The organism is Pantoea sp. SGAir0430 (genome assembly GCF_043549295.1).
In genome coordinates this window covers 374168-391819 of record NZ_CP039428.1, presented here as the reverse complement: position 1 = coordinate 391819, position 17652 = coordinate 374168, and the positions used below count along the sequence as shown (strand labels likewise).

The following is a 17652-nucleotide window of genomic DNA, read 5'->3' as shown; positions in this document are numbered from 1 at the left end:
TTCGATGTCCGCTTCTGACACACAGCCGACAACAATCGCTTTACCCGGCCGGCCATTGAAGATCACCAACCGATCTGTTTCGCAGATGCGTCAAAAAGGCAGCGTAGAACACTACATCAGCGAGACATGCTTCTGCTGTAAAATCTGGCGCATTTCGGCATCGGGCTCGCCATCAACAATCAGCGTACTGGCCAGATCCAGCTCCCCAATTGCGAAGGCAGAGGCGGAGTTGAGTTTCTCTTTTGACACCATGACAACGGTCTCGGCGGCTCTCCCCGCCAGCGCGCGTTTTATGCCGGCCTCTTCATAGTTGCCGGTCGTGAGGCCGGCGGTTTTATGCACACCGGTGACGCCCATAAAAAACAGATCAGCATTAATACGCGCAGCTGCCTCATGAACAGCCGATCCCACTGCGACCACCGAGTGGCGATAGAGCAGCCCGCCCAGGGTTATCACTTCTACCCGCGGAAAATCCACCAGTGCAACTGCAATACCGGGGCTGTGGGTGATCGCCGTGAAAGCCAGGTCTGCTGGTAGCAACTGCACCAGTTCTGCTGTGGTGGTTCCGCCGTCAATAATCACCACCTGACCGGGTTGAATCAGCTTCACCGCCTTTTGCGCCACACACTGCTTGGAACTCATTTGCACGTTTTTGCGTTTTTCGAAGGATGCCAGAGCGGCTGACACCGGCAGCGCGCCGCCGTGCACGCGCTGTAACAGTCCTTCAGCGGCCAGCTCCCGCAAATCGCGGCGTATTGAGTCCTCGGATATGCCAAAACGCTGACTGAGCTCACCTGACATCACCTGATTTTCAGCCGCCAGAATCTTCAGAATCTGTTGTTTACGCTGGCTCGATAGCATAATTACCCGCTCACGTTTTTTCTTGAATTTGCACGATTATGCATGATAGCGTCTATTTTGTCATCTTCAGGAGGCAAGCTATGCAGCAGAAAATACGCAATATCCGTGAGCAGCTATTGTCCGACAACTGGTACACCCTGAAAAAATACAGCTTCGAACTGCAGCGCCGTGACGGCTCGTGGCAGGAGCAGCAGCGTGAAGCGTATGACCGCGGTAATGGTGCCGTCGTGCTTCTCTATAACCGCCAAAAACGCAGCGTGGTGCTGACCCGCCAGTTTCGCTTGCCGGTTTTCATTAATGGTCACCACGGTTTTTTGATTGAAGCGGCTGCCGGGCTGCTCGATAACGCTTCGCCGGAAACCCGCATTGTCGCGGAGGCAGAAGAAGAAACCGGTTACCGGGTGCAGCATATTGAAAAAGTCATGGAAGCCTTTATGAGTCCGGGTTCGGTTACCGAGAAACTCTATTTCTTCATCGCCGAATATGCTGATGACGATCGCCAGAGCAAAGGCGGTGGCCTTGCCGATGAGGGCGAAGATATCGAAGTACTGGAATGGCCCTTGGCTCAGGCGCTGAGCGCAATTCGCAGCGGGGAAATTATGGATGCGAAAACCATAATGTTACTGCAATACGTTGCCATGAATGTCCATTTTGAGGAGCCAATACCATGCTGATCCTGATTGCCGGCCCTGTGCGCAGCGGCACCGAAGGAGACCCGGTTTTAATTGACGCGAATATGCGGAAATTAGACGAAGCCGCACTGCAGGTTTATCACAAAGGGCATACGCCGGTAATTGGAGAATGGCTGGCATTACCTCTTGCCGCCGCCGCAGGTTCACAGGCAATCGGTGATGAAATCAGTGAGGCTTATCTTTATCCGGTTGCACATCGGCTGATTCAGCATTGCGACGCGATCTTACGTATGCCGGGCGCGTCGCAAGGCGCCGATCACGATATACGGATTGGCAGAGAACGCGGGTTAAAAATTTATACTCACATAGATGAGATTCCGATCGGGTGATTATGCTTTCACTGGATGGCGACGATGCCCGCGCGGCCATTCAGGCTTATGGACATTTGGCTTGTCGCCGTCATTCAAACACGGGTATTTTTCGCGAATAAAACAAACCTATTGATGCCCGGAAAATATGCCACTATTGCAGATGGTGGTTTCTCTGCATCGTCTGTTGCAGTGATTCATAACTTACCGCAGCGATGTCGGCTGCTGGCACACAATGAAGGCATTATTTATGAATGATTCTGCATCTACATCCATCGGTCTGCTGCTGTTCCCTGCGCTTACGCAGCTTGACCTGACCGGTCCGTTTGAAGTCTTTGCGCGGGCACCAGACACGAAGGTGCATCTCATCTGGAAAAATCTGGAGCTTGTGGTGTCAGACCGGGGGATGGCGATTCAGCCAACCACCACGTTTGACACGTGTCCTGCGCTGGATATTATCTGTGTTCCCGGCGGACCTGGGCAGATAAACCTGATGGAGGATGAAGAAGTCCTGTCGTTTATCCGGGCTCAAAGCAAACAGGCGAAGCTGGTAACGTCGGTATGCACCGGATCGCTCGTGCTGGGCGCGGCCGGGCTTCTGGAGGGATATAAAGCGACGACGCACTGGGCTTCGCTGGATCAGCTGGCGCTATTGGGCGCAGAGCCGGTAAATGAGCGCGTTGTACGCGACCGCAACCGTATAACGGGCGCCGGTGTGACTTCAGGTATCGATTTTGCCCTCAGCGTCGTATCAGAGATGTTCGGATCGGATATCGCGCAAAACATTCAGCTGCATATGGAATATGACCCTGCCCCGCCCTTTGACTGTGGCTCACCCCGCTCCGCATCTGAAGAACAGCTGAAAAAAGCTCAGCAACAGGTTGCGCCATTTATTGAAAAGCGGCGACAGGCAACGTTGAAAGCCGCTGCCAGACTGCAGAAATAACGGGCCGGCACAGAGCGGACTTTCCCACCGACGAATGCCTCGATGAGCGAAAAACGGACCTACAGGTAAGAGTGAATAGGCTTTTGTCGTCATAAATTTATTTTGCATTAACGAACACGGCCTTCAGAAATTACACCGTTAAGTGGCTTGCGATGATAGGGTGACATCCTTGCCACATTAAGAGGAAAAACGAATGATTGTAAGAACCTGGCACGGTTGTGTTCCGCTCAAACACGCTGAAGATTTTGCTAAACACCTTGAGAAGACAGGTGTAGAACATTCACGAAGCATTGCCGGGAATATAGGCGCTTATGTGCGCAGAGAAACACAGGGTGACTGGGAGCATTTCTTTCTGGCAACTTACTGGAAGGATCTGCAGTCAGTAAAGACCTTCGCGGGAGAAAACTATCACGTGGCAGTGACGTATCCGGATGACGAACAATTTGAGTTACTTTCCGATCCGTACGTTTTTCAGCACACCGTGGAAACCGTTTTACCGCTTTAACCCCCTTTCAGGGCGACTTAGCGGTGATCCTGATGCGTTTCTAAATTAATACCAGGCGTCAATGTCCGCTTTGCGCGACGAGCGGACATTTCTTTCATTAGTCACGAGCCGGCAGGCGCACCCCTGGGTTCAGAGGCTGAGCAGTGGAATGCCCGCGTTCAGAGTGAGTCCCAGACATGTCCGGCTTATTACATTACTGATATTTCAGAAATGAGTTGATGGTTAAGATTGCCGCCTCGTTCTATATTTCAATTAGGCAATACATACTACTAAGGACATCTGTCATGCTCATGCAACGCACGCTCAAAACAACCTTTGCTCTGATGATTGGTTTCGCCGTTTTTGTTGCACCGGCTTATGCAAACCCTGGCAATGGCAATGGCAATGGCAATGGCAATGGCAATCACGGTAATAATGGCGCGCACGGAAATAAAGAGCAGGGTTACGCATCGTCGAAAAACGAACATGGACATCGCAAGAACGCCCGACACCCCGATCATGTTCAATCTGATATCAGCTTCTCTCAGGCACGAGCGCTCGCCGTCAACTATGGTTTGGTAGGCTATCAATCTCTGCCGCCGGGAATCGCTAAGAAAGTGGCGCGTGGGAAAGCATTGCCACCGGGTATTGCTAAGAAAAATTTGCCAGCATCCATGATAAATGCGCTGCCTCATTACCCCGGCTACGAGTGGCGCGCGGTTGGAGATGATTTAGTGCTTATTGCGTTGAGCACAGCAGTTGTGACCGCCGTGATTAACGGTGTGTTCAACTAACCACAGACTGCAAGCCCGGCTAAAAGAGATCGCCGGCAAAGTCATCTATACGCAAACAACCTGTTTCCCGAATTGCTTGCAAATCAAACGGATGATGTCCGCTTTTCGCGCAAAGCGGACATCGGTCTGTTCGTCAATTCGTTCTATGGCAAAAGCCGATGTTTACGATTATCCGACTCAAATGCCCCCAGACGAAACCCACATAGTGCTGTATTTAGCGGCTAATTACTGAGTGGGAAAAGGTGAATCAAATTAGCGGCCAGGGGATAAATACCTAATGATCGCGTTGAAGCCCTGAGGTCATCAATGGAGGCGCCTTCTTTCGGCATGCTTCCTCCCCACACCGTAATTCCTTCCGAAAGATGCGACGGGCGCTGCTGGCTTTCGTCACTAATTTCAACGGTTTCACCATTACTTAATGTGATAATCAAAGATGCAACATCCTGTGTTTCGGATGTTCCATTTTCTTTTTTAAGTGTAATTTTCATTAGCCTTTTCTCCGTCATGAATATTCATATGGCTATAATACCAGGCGTTTGGCTCCCTTTCTCGATTATGACATTGATGTTGTGTCCTCTTCTCGCTCATCGCGGGTATTAGCAAATCATGAAAAATGATAATTAAAAAATTAGTTATTACAAAGTTGAATAATCCGTTATCTCTTTCATGCCTGATAAATAACTTTAGCTGAGGAGGAATGATGTCAGACGACGACCAGAAATGCCTCGAAGCTTGTTATCTTTGTTGCGGCAGGTAATCACTGTGCGGCTTCGTGCCTTGCGAAAGAGATGCTGCGCATATGCATCAAACTGGATAAGCAGTGGGCAAATTTCTGCCGGATTTACGCTGATATGTCATTAATGTGGTCATGCCAGATTTAGCCAGCCACAAACAGGCAGTTTTCGTTCTCCCTCTTCCCACCGCCTGAATGCGTCTTAGCTTTTCTGAGTTACCTTTCAGGGTTTCAGAATGACTTTTGTCCAGCCATTATCACGATCATCAAAATGCTTATAGCCATCGGCAGCGTCCGCCAGAGCGAGACGATGGGAGATGATCTGCGCCGGATTGGCCCTGCCCTGATGGATAAGCCTTGCGAGCTGGCGGTTGTACGCTTTGACATTACACTGACCGGTCTTGATTGACTGACCTTTGAACCAGAAATTCCCAAAATCGAATGGCACTTTACCCTCTTTGGCCAGGTCGGTCGCGCCTCCGGGATCCTGCGGAACAAAAACGCCGACCGCACCGATGCCGCCCGTGGCCTTAGTTGACGCGACAAGGCTGTTGAGCGTGGCAGAGTTATCCTCGTGGCCATGTTTATTGCAGCATTGATATCCCACACACTCGCAACCGCAATCCGTGCCGCGCCCGTCGGTTAACTCGAGAATTTTGTTTACTGCGTCATCGCCCACACCATTGATCGCTACTGCACCCAGTTGTTCGGCCAGCGCCAGTCTGTCCGGATGGGTATCAACCACAAACACCTGCGATGCGCCTTTGATCATGGCCGAGTGAGCAGCCATCAGGCCGACCGGGCCTGCGCCGTAAATCGCCACACTCTCTCCGGGGCGCAATCCTGCCAGTTCAGTGGCATGCCAGCCGGTGGGGAAGATGTCGGAAAGTAAAACGTAGTCTTCCTCTTTTTCCACCGCATCCGGCGGCAGCACCAGACAGTTAAAGTCAGCATAGGGCACACGCAGTAACTCCGCCTGGCCGCCATCCCACTCGCCCATTTCAGCAAAGCCATAGGCGGCACCGGCCGTACCCGGATTGGCCGTCAGGCAGTAGCCGGTTAACCCTTTCTCGCAATTTTCACAGAATCCGCAGCCGACATTAAAGGGCAGACAGACATAATCCCCGACTTTGACCCGCTCAACCGCGCTGCCGATTTCAATGACCTGCCTCAGATTTTCATGACCAAAGATGCGCCCCTGTTCGAAGCTGGTGCGTCCTTCGTACATATGCAGATCTGAACCGCAGATATTGGTGGTGGTAATACGGACAAGCACATCGGTAGGGCGAACGATTTTAGGATCCGGAACCTCTTTGACTGAAACGTCAAAAGGTCCGTTATAGACAACTGCTTTCATGATGTTCTCCTCACGTGCATGATCAGTTATGAAGGCTGCGGCTGCGTGACGCTTTGCGGTCGCCACCCTCTCAGTGATGCTGCTTTTTCAATCAAACGGCTTGATTGAATGTGTAAGTGTAGAACAGCTCATGAAGTGGTCTGGCGGTATTAATATTATGTAACTCTATGAATTGTAAGCACCGTTTCGCTAAACGCACTTTATCTCCGTCTTCCTCCAGGCCCCTGGCGCACCACACCGCTACGCTGACTTAGCCTTGCGCTGAATCCCGTAACAGCTATTGTCCTCAACCTCTGCCTGGTTTGAGTACCACATGAAAAAGCCCACTCCAGGGTGGGCTTAGGCGTACAAACGGTGACCAGCGTCATGCAATTAATCAAATATACCGGAGGGGCAGTAATTGCCTTCCCATCCAACAATCTTAGCGCCTGGATCCAGATCTCTCACCGATACGCTATCCCCGCCAAATTCTGAGCCAGTGACGACGATATCGTAATCATGATTTGGCTGAGGAATGAATCTGGTGGAGACAGATCGTTCTGTATTTTGGTAGTAGCCCGGCTGAGTCCAGTAATGAATTATACTTATCAGTTGCCCCGGCTTGATAGTAAATTCATTTATGAAAACCCCCTTATTGTTACTTGATTCTGGCATTCCGATTTTTTTATTTCCTGACACAGGAATACCGAGAATAGCCAGACCAGCCGTAACCCGGCGCTCTAAAACTTTTTTATAACAGCCACTCGGTTGTTTTTCGTAAAATTGCAGGGCTGTATTGCCCTCAGATGCAGCACGAACCCTGGCTGCATCTGAACCTTTATAGTCTTCCAGAGAAGGCCTAAACCCAGCCGAACATCCACTTAACAACGTTACTATTATTCCTGTAATAACCAGTTTTCCATACATGCACATCTCCTTACGTTTCTGTCGCTCCTGTTTTTATCGGCCTGTGGGTGTGAAATCTTTAACAGAAATTAAGCCAGCCATCCGGGGATAATCTGTCCCTGAGATACCTGCCTGATACCTGAACAATGTCCGCTCCCGGCACCAAACGGTCCTCCCCCTTGCGAACTCCGTTATCAACAACGCGCTGCCATCATAGCTAAAGCAAAGCATCAGGTGATTATTGAGACTTAACTTGTTAGTTTAAAACGATGAAAACTTGCTCAGCCCTGTCTTCCGCAATCATTATTATCACCTTGCAGGTTAAGGTGGGATAACGTTTGCCATTTTCCCGCCGGTAAGGCGGGCCTTACCGGTAATCAACCAGTGAGGTCAGTTATGAACACCACCGATGTCGCATCACCTGAAAAAGCCACGCTTCACCTGTTATGTGGAAAAATTGCGTCGGGTAAATCTACGTTATCCGCAAAATTAGGCGCTGCACCGCGCACTCTCATTATCAGTGAGGATCGCTGGCTTGCAGCGCTCTATGCCGATGAAATGCACACGGTTGCGGATTACGTGCAGTATTCCTCTAAGCTCAGAAATGCCATGAAACCGCATCTGGTGTCATTACTTAACGCGGGGATGTCGGTAGTCCTGGATTTTCCGGCTAATACACCCGCCAGTCGTGAATGGATGCTGAGTATCATTAAAGCATCAGGGGCTGCTAACCACCTGCATTTCCTTAACGTCCCTGATGAGGTGTGTAAGAGCCGATTACGTGCCCGTAACGCAGCCGGCACTCACGATTTTGCCGCTTCAGATGAACAGTTTGAAATCATAAGCCGTTATTTCTCAGCACCAGCGGCTGATGAAGGTTTCAATATTATTGAATACCGCTCTTAAGCCGCCGGGTTGCGGCTTATGACGTACTAATTCCATGACGCAGCCGGATTCTGCGCCATTAAACGGCGCCCGATAACGGCGCCGTTTGCTCATCAAGGCTGGTTACCCCTCTCCCCTGCCGATTTGCCAGATGCCGGTTGGCGGCGTGCCGTTGACTTTCCAGTCACCGATGTCGCGCGCTTTGTAGATCACCGGGTTATGCGACGAGACGGTGCGCGCATTGCGCCAGTGACGATCCAGCGCTTTGCTGACGCGCGTATCCGACGCGCCAAGCGCATTAAACAGTTCGGTGGCAGCACGCGGTACCAGCTCGCTGGCGATCACCTGCGCCTGTCCGGCCTCGGCTTCCGCCAGGTTGTTGATGGCGGCGATGGCCGCTTCATCGGCACTGACGTGCGCTTCATACGCTGATTGCAGTGAATGGGTAGCGCGAATCACCGTGGCTTCGACGGCAAATGCCAGACTGGTGATCTCGCCTACCACCTGCAGCACCTGCGCATCCTGCCGCGAGGCCGCTCCGTTGCCGTGACTGTAAACGCGGTTGCGTGCGGCAACGGCTGCCGCGCCGTCCCGCGCGACCGCGCGCGCAATGCCCGCCAGCGTCGCCAGCAACACGTGCTGGTAATACGCGGTCTGATAACGGAAGCGCGTGGCAAAATCATACACGTGCTGCGTCTCCACATGCGCGTGCTCGAAGCGTGTTGTGCCGCTGCCGGTCAGGCGCTGGCCAAATCCGTCCCAGTCATCTTCACGCGTGACGCCCGGCTGATGCGTATTGACCAGCGCGATCACGTCACCCTGGTTATCGTCGCGACGCGCATAAACATCTATCCAGTCGGCGAACAGCGCACCGGTGCTGTAAAACTTCTCGCCATTCAGCGTCCAGCCATTGGCGGCAGGCGTGACGCGGGTGATCACGTCGCCCAGCCTGACGTTGCCAATCTCCGTCCAGCCGCTGCCCACCAGCTCGCCATCAACAAAACGGCGAAACCACGCATCGCGCTCCACATTGTCCGGCTGGTTGAGCCGGTCCTCGACAAAAGCAAAGTGCGCGCGTAGCGCCTGCGGCAGGTTGGAATCCGCTTCCGCCAGCTCAATCAACAGCTGAAACAGCTGCGGCAGCGAGGCGCCCCAGCCACCTTTTTGCTGTGGAATACGCACCGTGCCAAAACCGGCTTCCTTCAGCCACTGCAGCGGTTCATAAGGCAAGGTACGCGTACGCTCGCGTTCCGCTGCGCCCGCCGCGATGCGGGCAAACAGCGGTCGGAAGTGCGCCGCCAGCGTGTCATAGTCAGTACCGGTAGAGAGAATGCTCATGTTTTACTCCTGAGGGGAAAGGTCGTCGATGTCGTGGCGGGTCGGTTCGTGACGCACCGCCAGCAGGAAAAAGATCGGAATGATGGCGGCCAGCGATACCACCCAGAACATGTTGGTGCCGAGCGCCGCCTGCAGAATCGGCAGAATGAACAGCGCCAGCGCACTGCCGATGCCCGACAGCGCACGACTGAAGCCGACACCGGTCGCGCGAATCGAGGTAGGATACGAGAGCGCCGGATAGACCATCAGCTGCGCGCCCGGCCCGAATCCTTCGGCAAACAGCCACAGCCCGAGCATCAGCACCGCGAATACGATGCCAACCAGCGCCTGCGGGTGGCCAATCAGTGCCAGCGCCACCAGCGCCAAAAACTGCAGCGCAAAGCCAGCGATCGCCACGTGGCGTGACGGATATTTCCACGCCAGGCGCATCCCCAGCAGCCCGCCGGTAAAGGCAAACAGTGCGTTTAGTCCCAGCGAAGCTGAGATGGTCTCGAACACGCCGGCACCAAGAAACTGCGCCAGTATCGACGGCAGGAAGAAGGCGATGGCGGTGTACTCAAACGAAATACAGATATTCATTACGCCGGCAACGATGGTGCGTTCACGCCACGGCTTATGTAACAGTACGCGAAAACTCACCTTCGGCGCCGCCGCCGCGGGTGGCGTTTCCGGTTCTGCTTCGTGTGCATGAATACCGTACGAATCACGCAGGATACGCACCGCCGAGGTCAGATCGCCCTGATTCGCGGCCCACAACGGTGATTCATTCATAAACTTGCTGCGTACCGCGATGATCAACAGCGCAGGTACCGCGCCAAACAGCAGCGAGGCGCGCCACAGCCAGTCGAGATGATCTTTAGGCAGCAGAAAATAGAGGCCAAAAATCAGCAGGAAACACACAGTGGAAGCCGCATACCACATCGGGCACCAGGCCGCGAGCCGTGCGGCTTTGTTGCCTTTGCCGGCAAATTTAGAAAATTCCGCCAGATAAGACATCGCCACCGGCAGATCGATGCCCACGCCAATGCCCATCAGGAAACGCGCGCCAATCAGCACCCAGACGTTGGGTGCTAAGCCCGCCGCAATCGCCGATACGACAAAAAACAGCATGTCGGCCATGAACACCGAATAGCGGCCGTACTTATCCGTCAGCCAGCCACCAATCAGGTTGCCGACGATGGTGCCGACCATGATGGATGAGGTAACCAGCCCGGTGGTGAACGGCGATAGCTGGAACTCGCGCACCACGTCATCGATGCCGTACGACAGTGTGGTCAGGTCGTAGGCGTCGAGGAACACGCCACCCAACGCGAGAAACACAATCATGCGCGCATAGTTATTTTTGCTACTGCGGGTGTTGATCAGCCTTGCCACATCACTGACCGAACGTACCGGTTGAGAAGCCGGCAAGGTGTTTTCTAAAGGAAGAGTACTCATAACGCCTCACGTCTGTTTTTGTTGTGCAGGTGAGGTGGTTATAAGCGCTTTATGCAGGGAACCAAAGCAACAATATTTGCTATTAATTACAATATAATCAATAAGATAATAAATACACCAACACTAAAACCCGGACGCGCAATGCGGGTCCGGGTAGCGTATTCGGCAGTAAAGTTATTCAGCAGAAACCGGCACCAGCACGCCTTTGACCAGCGGGTCATCGGTGGTTTTTAGCCACTGCTGTACGCGCGGATCGGCAAATGCCTGTCTGAGTTTGACGATGTTCTCCTGCTCCAGGTAAGGCGTACCGATCACCAGCTGCGAGGCAAAGGTGCGCGGCGCGGGCGGGAACAGAATGCCTTTGTCACGCGGGACTTTACCGGCGTCAAACTGCGACACATAACCAATCGCTGCATCGACCGAATTAAGCGCCCGCGGCATGGTCAGCAGATCCAGCTCTTTAAACACGAAACCGTGCGGATTACCGACAATGTTTTTCAGTTTGGCGGTGCGCGGTTCTACCGTCGGATCGAGGGTGATCAATCCCTGACGTGCCAGCAGCCAGAGCGCCTGGCCCTGATTCGCCCCATCGTCAGGCACTACAATGGTTGCGCCCTGCGGTAAATCCGCCACCGAGTGGTAGCGATCGGAGTAAATACCAAAGGCCCACTGGAACAGAGGCAGGCTGGAAGTGAGCTGGAAGCCGTTAGCATCGACCACCTGCTTCAGCCACCACTGATGCTGATAGACCGTCGCAGCATACTGCCCTTCTGCTACCGCACGGTCCGCCTGCACCGGATCCTGCACACCGACCGCCTCCAGCTTCAGGCCGTAGTCCGGCGCGATATGCTCACCCACATAGTCAATCAGCTTCTGTTCCCCGGCCATTGCCGGCTCATAATGCACTTTCAGCGTGGTACCAAACACCACCGCCTGCGGCTGCTGGCTGCGCCACAACCAGCCAGCGGCGGCCAGCAAAATGACCACTATAATCAGCAGCAGCCACGGCCAGCGGCGTGTTTTACGTAACTCAAATTCTTGTGTTGTCATAACGATGTCCCCTGAGGATGGCGCAAGGCCGCAACCAGCCGGTCGCCGAAAAATTGAATGGTCTGAATCAGTGCAATTAACACCACGATGGTAGCGATCATGATGTGGTTATCGAACCGCTGATAGCCATACACCACCGCCAGGTAGCCAATGCCACCAGCGCCAATGGTGCCGGCGATGGCCGAGTACTCAATCATGGAGATCAGGTTGAGCGTGATGGCTGCGACAATCGCCGGCAGCGCTTCACTCAGCTGGGCGGAGCGGATGATCTGCCAGCGCGACCCGCCGCACACCAGCCCTACGGCAGTAACTTCACCTGGCAGCTCACGTAATGCGTTGTCGACCAGGCGGCCAAAGAAAGGAATACCGGCGGCGATCATCGGTACCACCGCCGCCGGAATGCCGATGGTGGTGCCGGTGAGCCAGAAGGTAAACGGAATGATGGCCGCCATCAGCACCAGAAACGGTAACGAGCGCCCCATATTGACGATCCAGCTCAGCACCCGATGCACACCGCGCTGCGGAAACAGTCCGCGCGGCGAGGTGTTAAACAGCACCACGCCGACCACGCCACCGAGGCTCACCACAAACAGCATCACGATGCCGACCATCAGCGCGGTTTCACCCAGCGCCGGCAGCATCAGTGCCGGAATTTCAGGCCAGGGCGTGTCCTGGCTTATTACGGATACGCTCATACCGCCTCCCGTAATGGCGGCACGCTGACAGCAACGCTGGCCGCCAGGCCATACTGCTCCAGCTGCGTCAGCAACCGTGCCAGCGGCACCTGCTCCTGCTGAAAATGAATGCCCACCTGCAACCGTCCGGCCTGGATGCCATTGACCCGCTCGACATGCGCACCCAGCAGATCCACCTTTAAAGCGAACTGCTGGCTGATGCGCGAAATCCAGTCGCTGGCCACCGCGACATCGGTACGGTAGCTAAGCTGCAGCACCAGTCCGGCATCACTGACTTGTGCCGTCAGCGGCAGCAGCCGCTGGCCGAGCGCGCTGTCCGGCTGTGCCAGCAGCGCACTGACGGTGCCATACTGCACTATCTCTCCATCGCGAATCTCGGCAACCGCATCCGCCGCCTGACGTACGGCATCCATTTCATGGGTGATTAGCACGATTGCCAGCCGGTAGTCGTCACGCAGTTTTTTCAGCAGCTCAAGGATGGTGACCGTCGCTTCCGGATCGAGGCCGGAGGTGGCTTCGTCGGCCAGCAATACAGACGGACGCAGCGCCAGCGCGCGGGCAATACCGATGCGCTGCCGCTGCCCACCGGAGAGCTGGGCGGGAAAGGCGCTGGCTTTGTGGCTCAGTCCGACACTCTCCAGCAGCTCGCCGACGCGGGCGCGGATATCGCGCTCGACCACACCGAGATAGCGCAGCGGCAGCGCGATATTTTCCCAGGCACTTTTACGCTGCAGCAGCGCGGAAGACTGAAATACCGTGCCGATGGCGCGACGCGCGCGGCGCAGCGCTTCGCCATCCAGCCGGGATAAATCGCTGCCGTTAACCCGGATGCTGCCGCCGCTCGGCTGCTCCAGCAGGCTGATGCATTTCGCCAGCGTAGATTTTCCGGCACCGCTCGGTCCGACCACCGCGGTGATGCTGGCTTCCGGCACCTGCAGCGTGATGTTTTTCAGCACGTCGGTGACGCGACCGTCCGGCGCACGGTAGTGCTTACTCAGGCGCTCGATTTCGATCATATGACCTCCTGCTGCTGCGCGCTGCGTACGCGATAGCCAGCACCCGGATGCGGCGCACTGAGCTGCGGCCCGGCGGCAAAAAGCTTTTCGCGTAGCGTGCCCGCGGCGTAATCCTGTTTGTAAACGCCGCGTTTTTGCAGCTCCGGAATCAGCAGCTCGACCACATCCTCAAAGGTTTCATGGGTCAGCGCATACGCCAGGTTGAAACCATCCACGTCGGTCTCCTCTACCCAGCTCTGCAGTTCATCCGCCACCGTTGCCGCACTGCCCACCAGCAGCGGGCCAAAACCGCCGATGCCCACCCAGTCGGCCAGCGCTTTCACCGTCCATTGACGATCGGGATCGGCAGTAGAGAAAGTTTCAACCGCTGACTGAATGGCGTTGGTGTGCAGGTATTTCAGCACCTGGTCCGGCTGATATTGTCCAAAGTCGATGCCGGTCCAGCCAGAAACCAGCGCCAGCGCGCCTTCGTAGCTGACCCAGTTTTTATACTCCTGCCACTTCGCCTGCGCCGCCCGATCGGTTTCACCGACAATCACCGTCTGCAGGTTGAAGATCAAAATACTGCGCGGATCGCGACCGGCTTCGGCTGCACGACGCCGGATGTCGGCCACGGTTTTCTTTAACAGCACTTTGGACGGCGCGGCGACAAACACACATTCTGCGTGCTCAGCGGCAAACTGTTTGCCGCGGCTCGATGCACCGGCCTGATACAGCACTGGCGTGCGTTGCGGCGAGGGTTCACACAGATGGATGCCCGGTACGTTAAAGAAGGTACCCTGATGGTTAATCGGATGGATTTTGCCGGGATCGCTGAAAATGCGACGCTGACGATCGCGCAGCACCGCATCCTGCTCCCAGCTGCCTTCCAGCAGTTTGTAGACCACCTGCAGGTACTCATCGGCATAGTCATACCGGCTGTCATGATCGGTTTGCGCTTTATGACCAATGTTGCGCGCGCCGCTCTCCAGATAGGAGGTAACGATGTTCCAGCCAATGCGGCCTTTGGTCAGATGGTCCAGCGTCGACAAACGGCGCGCGAACGGATAAGGATGCTCAAAAGACAGCGAGGCGGTTAAGCCGAAACCGAGATGCTCTGTGACCAGCGCCATCGGCGTAATCAATGCCAGCGGATCGTTCACCGGCACCTGAGTAGCCTGGCGTATCGCCGCGTCACCGTTGCCGTTCAGCACATCGTAAATGCCGAGCACATCGGCAATGAACAGGCCGTCAAACTTGCCGCGCTCCAGCAGGCGCGCCAAATCAACCCAGTATTCCAGATCTTTATACTGCCAGGAGCGGTCACGGGGATGAGCCCAGAGTCCGGGCGACTGGTGACCGACACAGTTCATATCAAAGGCATTCAGGCGTATTTCGCGTTGCGATGGCATAGCAATCTCCATAGCGAGGCCGTGATCGTGCAGCGACCCTGCGTTCGTCAGTTAATTTTCAGGATGTTGAGTATTCAGGAGGCGGAAGGGGGACATCGCTCAGCGTGAGCGACAGGCAATACCTTAAGAATTTCATCCGCTACGGCGGCCGCGTGATCGGCCACCTGCGGCAACCCCATCAGCTCGCCAAAGCGGGCGCGCGCCGCCGGGCCCACGACAAACAGGCGTGCGTTGGGCTGGCCGTGCCGGTTGAGGGTGCGCGAGTAGTGATCCACATCAATGCCGAAGCCGAGCGCATCGGCGCGGATCAGGCCCTGCTCGCTTAGCGATTGCAGCAGCGGCTGGCTGGTCGTCAGCGCTTCATGTCCCGGTCCGGTCGTGACAATCAGTTTATCCAGCACATGGTTTTGCCGGGTGCCATCGCGCTGACGCAGGGTGATTTCCAGCTGCTGCGGGTGAGCGTGAATCGCCACGAGGCGAGCGGCCAATACCTGCAGGCTACCCTGCTGCTGTCGCCGGGCGATGACGGCGGCGACCTGTGGGGCAATGCGATAGCGATGCACATCCCACCATGAACGCAGATGACGCGCAAAGCGTCGCTGTTCAGGTAGTGGAAGTGACTGCCAGATGGCTTGCCCCTGCACACGCACCTCATCAAGCACACGCTGCCACGGCAGCTGCTGCGCGGCAGCGCGAGCGACTTCATTACGAATATGCCGCAGCCAGCGACGCGCGCTGGGCTGAGGTTGCGTGGCCAGTGTCCACTCCGGCCATTCGCCGCTGAGATTGGCGCGTGACAGTTGTCCGCGCCGTGAGAACGCCAGCAGCGGCCCCTGATGCTGACGCGTCGCCAGCGAAGCCACCACGTCAGCCATGCTCAGGCCGGTGCCGACAATCGCCACCGATGCGTCAGGCTCAACGTTATCCAGCACGCCTGGCTGCCACGGGTTAGCAATCAGCGCCGGATGGTCGGCAAACGGCTGTAGCATGCGTGGCAGCGACGGCGGTGGATGGCTGATCGCCAGTGCCAGGATGTCGCCAGTCAGGTTTTCACCGTTACTCAACAGCAGTTGTTGCCCTTCCCACGCCAGCGCACGTGCCTGGACGTGACGCAGAGTGACATGCGGATGCGCCTCAGCGGCGGCGGCAAACTGCTGCGCCAGGTAGCGACCAAACAGCGCACGCTGCGGATACACCGCGCCATCGGCGCAGTGTGCTGCTGAATCCAGTGAACATTCCGGTTGCTGACGATACCAGCGATCAAAGGCGCCCTGCTCTTCTCCGCTGAGCTGCATACGCGCAGCCGGCACATTGATGCGGTGTGCCGGTTCCGGCGTGGAATAGGCAACACCGGCGCCGAGGCTGGCGCGCGGTTCGACCACTGTAATCAGTAGCGGCGCGAGCGACGTGCGGGCGAGGTGAATCGCCAGCGCTGTGCCGCTGAAGCCCCCGCCGACAATAATGATGTGCGCTGTTGCCATCGCCTTCTCCTGCATCAGCTGGCGCTCGTCTGTTTCGCCGATGGGCGCTTATCGCCGCCGATGGTTTCACCAAACGGGCCAGTGTTAATGGTACGGGCGCGCTGCTGCTGACCGTGGGCCAGCGGTAACAGCGGCAGCAGCAATTCAGCCACGCGATGGGCCTCTTCCAGATGCGGATAGCCCGAAAGAATGAAGTTAGTCACCCCCAGCGCCTGGTATTCACGAATGCGTTCAGCGACCTGCTGCGGGCTGCCCACCAGCGCGGTGCCGGCACCGCCGCGCACCAGTCCGACGCCTGCCCACAGATTCGGCGCAATGTAGAGGTTATCACGCGAACCGTTGTGCAGCGCACTCATGCGCGCCTGACCGGCGGAATCCATGCGGGCAAAAATCTTCTGCGCCTGAGCGATGGTGTCGTCATCCAGATGGGCAATCAGTTTATCCGCCGCCGCTCGGGCTTCTTCTTCGGTTTCACGCACAATCACATGCAGGCGGATACCGTATTCGAGTTTCCGGCCGCGTGACTCAGCGCGCTCACGCACGACCGCCAGTTTTTCTGCTACCTGCGCCGGTGGCTCTCCCCAGGTGAGATAGGTGTCAATCTGCTGCGCCGCCACGTCGATTGCTGCCTCCGATGAGCCACCAAAGTAGAGCGGTGGACCGTTTTCCTGCACCGGTGGAAACAGCACCTCAGCGCCTTCAACCTGAATATGCTCGCCCTGATAATCCACTTTTTCGCCGCGCATCAGCCGGCTATACACATCCAGAAACTCGCGAGTCACTTCATAACGTTCACTGTGGTTGAGGAAGATGCCGTCGCCTTTGTTCTCTACCGGATCGCCGCCGGTGACCACGTTAATCAGCAGACGGCCTTCCGACAGACGATCCAGTGTGGTAGCCATGCGCGCTGCCAGCGTGGGTGGCTGCAACCCTGGCCGTATGGCGACCAGATAGCGCAGCCGGCGGGTCATTGGTGCCAGCGCGGAAGCCACCAGCCAGGAATCCTCACAGCTTTTGCCTGTCGGAATGAGGACGCCGTAGAAGCCCAGATTGTCGGCGGCCAGCGCGACCTGCTGTAAATAGGCTAAATCAACCGGGCGTCCGCCTTCTGTGGTACCCAGGTAACGGCCATCGCCGTGCGTCGGCAGGAACCAGAAGACATTTATGCTCTCGTGCGCAGAATCGGCCATTATGCTTATCCTATATAACTTTATGAGAAAACGTTCATTCTTAACTTTCTATTTGGTTATATAGGCGTAAGCGAAAAGCATGCCAGGTTTTAACGAAACAGAGATTGTG

The 17652-nt window shown here is 55.8% G+C and carries 18 protein-coding genes; 6 read left to right on the top strand and 12 right to left on the bottom strand.

What is annotated here, in order from left to right:
* Window positions 1–111 precede the first annotated feature (111 nt).
* Window positions 112–861: a DeoR/GlpR family DNA-binding transcription regulator gene (locus tag E7738_RS20835; protein ID WP_394516371.1), complete on the bottom strand. Its 750-nt coding sequence runs from the start codon at window positions 859–861 to the stop codon at window positions 112–114.
* Window positions 862–941: 80 nt separating this feature from the next.
* Here E7738_RS20835 and E7738_RS20830 point away from each other — a divergent pair, with 80 nt between their 5' ends.
* The 5 genes from E7738_RS20830 to E7738_RS20810 all read left to right on the top strand — a co-directional run bounded on the left by E7738_RS20830 (window position 942) and on the right by E7738_RS20810 (window position 4085).
* Window positions 942–1535, top strand: coding sequence for an NUDIX domain-containing protein (locus E7738_RS20830; RefSeq protein ID WP_394516370.1), 594 nt, complete (start codon window positions 942–944; stop codon window positions 1533–1535).
* Complete coding sequence (locus E7738_RS20825) at window positions 1529–1882, top strand: DUF4406 domain-containing protein (RefSeq protein WP_215481087.1); 354 nt, start codon at window positions 1529–1531, stop codon at window positions 1880–1882. Before E7738_RS20830 ends, E7738_RS20825 begins: the two co-directional genes overlap by 7 nt.
* Before the next feature lie 229 nt (window positions 1883–2111).
* Window positions 2112–2807, top strand: a complete 696-nt coding sequence (locus E7738_RS20820; RefSeq protein WP_058781960.1) for a DJ-1/PfpI family protein — start codon at window positions 2112–2114, stop codon at window positions 2805–2807.
* A 193-nt stretch (window positions 2808–3000) separates the two neighbouring features.
* Complete coding sequence (locus E7738_RS20815) at window positions 3001–3312, top strand: hypothetical protein (RefSeq protein WP_088517478.1); 312 nt, start codon at window positions 3001–3003, stop codon at window positions 3310–3312.
* Between the two features lie 284 nt (window positions 3313–3596).
* Window positions 3597–4085, top strand: a complete 489-nt coding sequence (locus tag E7738_RS20810; protein ID WP_394516369.1) for an anti-virulence regulator CigR family protein — start codon at window positions 3597–3599, stop codon at window positions 4083–4085.
* A gap of 221 nt (window positions 4086–4306) precedes the next feature.
* Here E7738_RS20810 and E7738_RS20805 read toward each other — a convergent pair whose 3' ends face one another.
* From E7738_RS20805 to E7738_RS20795, 3 genes are all read right to left on the bottom strand, one after another.
* Window positions 4307–4573, bottom strand: a complete 267-nt coding sequence (locus E7738_RS20805) for a hypothetical protein (RefSeq protein WP_150360137.1) — start codon at window positions 4571–4573, stop codon at window positions 4307–4309.
* Between the two features lie 468 nt (window positions 4574–5041).
* On the bottom strand, window positions 5042–6175 hold the full coding sequence (locus tag E7738_RS20800) for a glutathione-independent formaldehyde dehydrogenase (RefSeq protein WP_394516368.1): 1134 nt from the start codon (window positions 6173–6175) through the stop codon (window positions 5042–5044).
* Between the two features lie 372 nt (window positions 6176–6547).
* Window positions 6548–7081, bottom strand: a complete 534-nt coding sequence (locus E7738_RS20795; protein ID WP_021508788.1) for a hypothetical protein — start codon at window positions 7079–7081, stop codon at window positions 6548–6550.
* Between the two features lie 375 nt (window positions 7082–7456).
* Here E7738_RS20795 and E7738_RS20790 point away from each other — a divergent pair, with 375 nt between their 5' ends.
* Window positions 7457–7966 (top strand): AAA family ATPase, encoded by a 510-nt coding sequence (locus tag E7738_RS20790; RefSeq protein WP_394516367.1) that lies wholly within the window; start codon window positions 7457–7459, stop codon window positions 7964–7966.
* A gap of 102 nt (window positions 7967–8068) precedes the next feature.
* Here E7738_RS20790 and E7738_RS20785 read toward each other — a convergent pair whose 3' ends face one another.
* The 8 genes from E7738_RS20785 to ssuD form a co-directional block, all read right to left on the bottom strand.
* Window positions 8069–9283 (bottom strand): acyl-CoA dehydrogenase family protein, encoded by a 1215-nt coding sequence (locus E7738_RS20785; protein WP_125311067.1) that lies wholly within the window; start codon window positions 9281–9283, stop codon window positions 8069–8071.
* Window positions 9284–9286: 3 nt separating this feature from the next.
* Complete coding sequence (locus tag E7738_RS20780; RefSeq protein ID WP_262258390.1) at window positions 9287–10720, bottom strand: MFS transporter; 1434 nt, start codon at window positions 10718–10720, stop codon at window positions 9287–9289.
* A gap of 174 nt (window positions 10721–10894) precedes the next feature.
* Window positions 10895–11770, bottom strand: coding sequence for a MetQ/NlpA family ABC transporter substrate-binding protein (locus E7738_RS20775; protein ID WP_125311071.1), 876 nt, complete (start codon window positions 11768–11770; stop codon window positions 10895–10897).
* Window positions 11767–12465 (bottom strand): methionine ABC transporter permease, encoded by a 699-nt coding sequence (locus E7738_RS20770; RefSeq protein WP_104093475.1) that lies wholly within the window; start codon window positions 12463–12465, stop codon window positions 11767–11769. The genes E7738_RS20775 and E7738_RS20770 overlap by 4 nt, the downstream gene beginning before the upstream one ends.
* A complete protein-coding gene (locus E7738_RS20765; protein WP_166710622.1) occupies window positions 12462–13481 on the bottom strand; it encodes a methionine ABC transporter ATP-binding protein in 1020 nt (339 codons plus the stop codon). Before E7738_RS20765 ends, E7738_RS20770 begins: the two co-directional genes overlap by 4 nt.
* Window positions 13478–14872 carry an LLM class flavin-dependent oxidoreductase gene (locus E7738_RS20760; protein ID WP_058770423.1) on the bottom strand — a complete coding sequence of 465 codons (1395 nt, stop codon included), beginning with the start codon at window positions 14870–14872 and terminating at the stop codon, window positions 13478–13480. Before E7738_RS20760 ends, E7738_RS20765 begins: the two co-directional genes overlap by 4 nt.
* A gap of 74 nt (window positions 14873–14946) precedes the next feature.
* On the bottom strand, window positions 14947–16353 hold the full coding sequence (locus tag E7738_RS20755) for an FAD/NAD(P)-binding protein (protein WP_262258387.1): 1407 nt from the start codon (window positions 16351–16353) through the stop codon (window positions 14947–14949).
* Window positions 16354–16367: 14 nt separating this feature from the next.
* A complete protein-coding gene (gene ssuD / locus E7738_RS20750) occupies window positions 16368–17543 on the bottom strand; it encodes an FMNH2-dependent alkanesulfonate monooxygenase (protein WP_262258386.1) in 1176 nt (391 codons plus the stop codon).
* Between the last annotated feature and the right edge of the window lie 109 nt (window positions 17544–17652).

Excerpts from the sequence above, each read along its gene's own strand:
- E7738_RS20835 (WP_394516371.1), bottom strand. The coding sequence starts at position 861 with ATGCTATCGAGCCAGCGTAAACAACAGATTCTGAAGATTCTGGCGGCT.
- E7738_RS20830 (WP_394516370.1), top strand. The coding sequence starts at position 942 with ATGCAGCAGAAAATACGCAATATCCGTGAGCAGCTATTGTCCGACAAC.
- E7738_RS20825 (WP_215481087.1), top strand. The coding sequence starts at position 1,529 with ATGCTGATCCTGATTGCCGGCCCTGTGCGCAGCGGCACCGAAGGAGAC.
- E7738_RS20820 (WP_058781960.1), top strand. The coding sequence starts at position 2,112 with ATGAATGATTCTGCATCTACATCCATCGGTCTGCTGCTGTTCCCTGCG.
- E7738_RS20815 (WP_088517478.1), top strand. The coding sequence starts at position 3,001 with ATGATTGTAAGAACCTGGCACGGTTGTGTTCCGCTCAAACACGCTGAA.
- E7738_RS20810 (WP_394516369.1), top strand. The coding sequence starts at position 3,597 with ATGCTCATGCAACGCACGCTCAAAACAACCTTTGCTCTGATGATTGGT.
- E7738_RS20805 (WP_150360137.1), bottom strand. The coding sequence starts at position 4,573 with ATGAAAATTACACTTAAAAAAGAAAATGGAACATCCGAAACACAGGAT.
- E7738_RS20800 (WP_394516368.1), bottom strand. The coding sequence starts at position 6,175 with ATGAAAGCAGTTGTCTATAACGGACCTTTTGACGTTTCAGTCAAAGAG.
- E7738_RS20795 (WP_021508788.1), bottom strand. The coding sequence starts at position 7,081 with ATGTATGGAAAACTGGTTATTACAGGAATAATAGTAACGTTGTTAAGT.
- E7738_RS20790 (WP_394516367.1), top strand. The coding sequence starts at position 7,457 with ATGAACACCACCGATGTCGCATCACCTGAAAAAGCCACGCTTCACCTG.
- E7738_RS20785 (WP_125311067.1), bottom strand. The coding sequence starts at position 9,283 with ATGAGCATTCTCTCTACCGGTACTGACTATGACACGCTGGCGGCGCAC.
- E7738_RS20780 (WP_262258390.1), bottom strand. The coding sequence starts at position 10,720 with ATGAGTACTCTTCCTTTAGAAAACACCTTGCCGGCTTCTCAACCGGTA.
- E7738_RS20775 (WP_125311071.1), bottom strand. The coding sequence starts at position 11,770 with ATGACAACACAAGAATTTGAGTTACGTAAAACACGCCGCTGGCCGTGG.
- E7738_RS20770 (WP_104093475.1), bottom strand. The coding sequence starts at position 12,465 with ATGAGCGTATCCGTAATAAGCCAGGACACGCCCTGGCCTGAAATTCCG.
- E7738_RS20765 (WP_166710622.1), bottom strand. The coding sequence starts at position 13,481 with ATGATCGAAATCGAGCGCCTGAGTAAGCACTACCGTGCGCCGGACGGT.
- E7738_RS20760 (WP_058770423.1), bottom strand. The coding sequence starts at position 14,872 with ATGCCATCGCAACGCGAAATACGCCTGAATGCCTTTGATATGAACTGT.
- E7738_RS20755 (WP_262258387.1), bottom strand. The coding sequence starts at position 16,353 with ATGGCAACAGCGCACATCATTATTGTCGGCGGGGGCTTCAGCGGCACA.
- ssuD (WP_262258386.1), bottom strand. The coding sequence starts at position 17,543 with ATGGCCGATTCTGCGCACGAGAGCATAAATGTCTTCTGGTTCCTGCCG.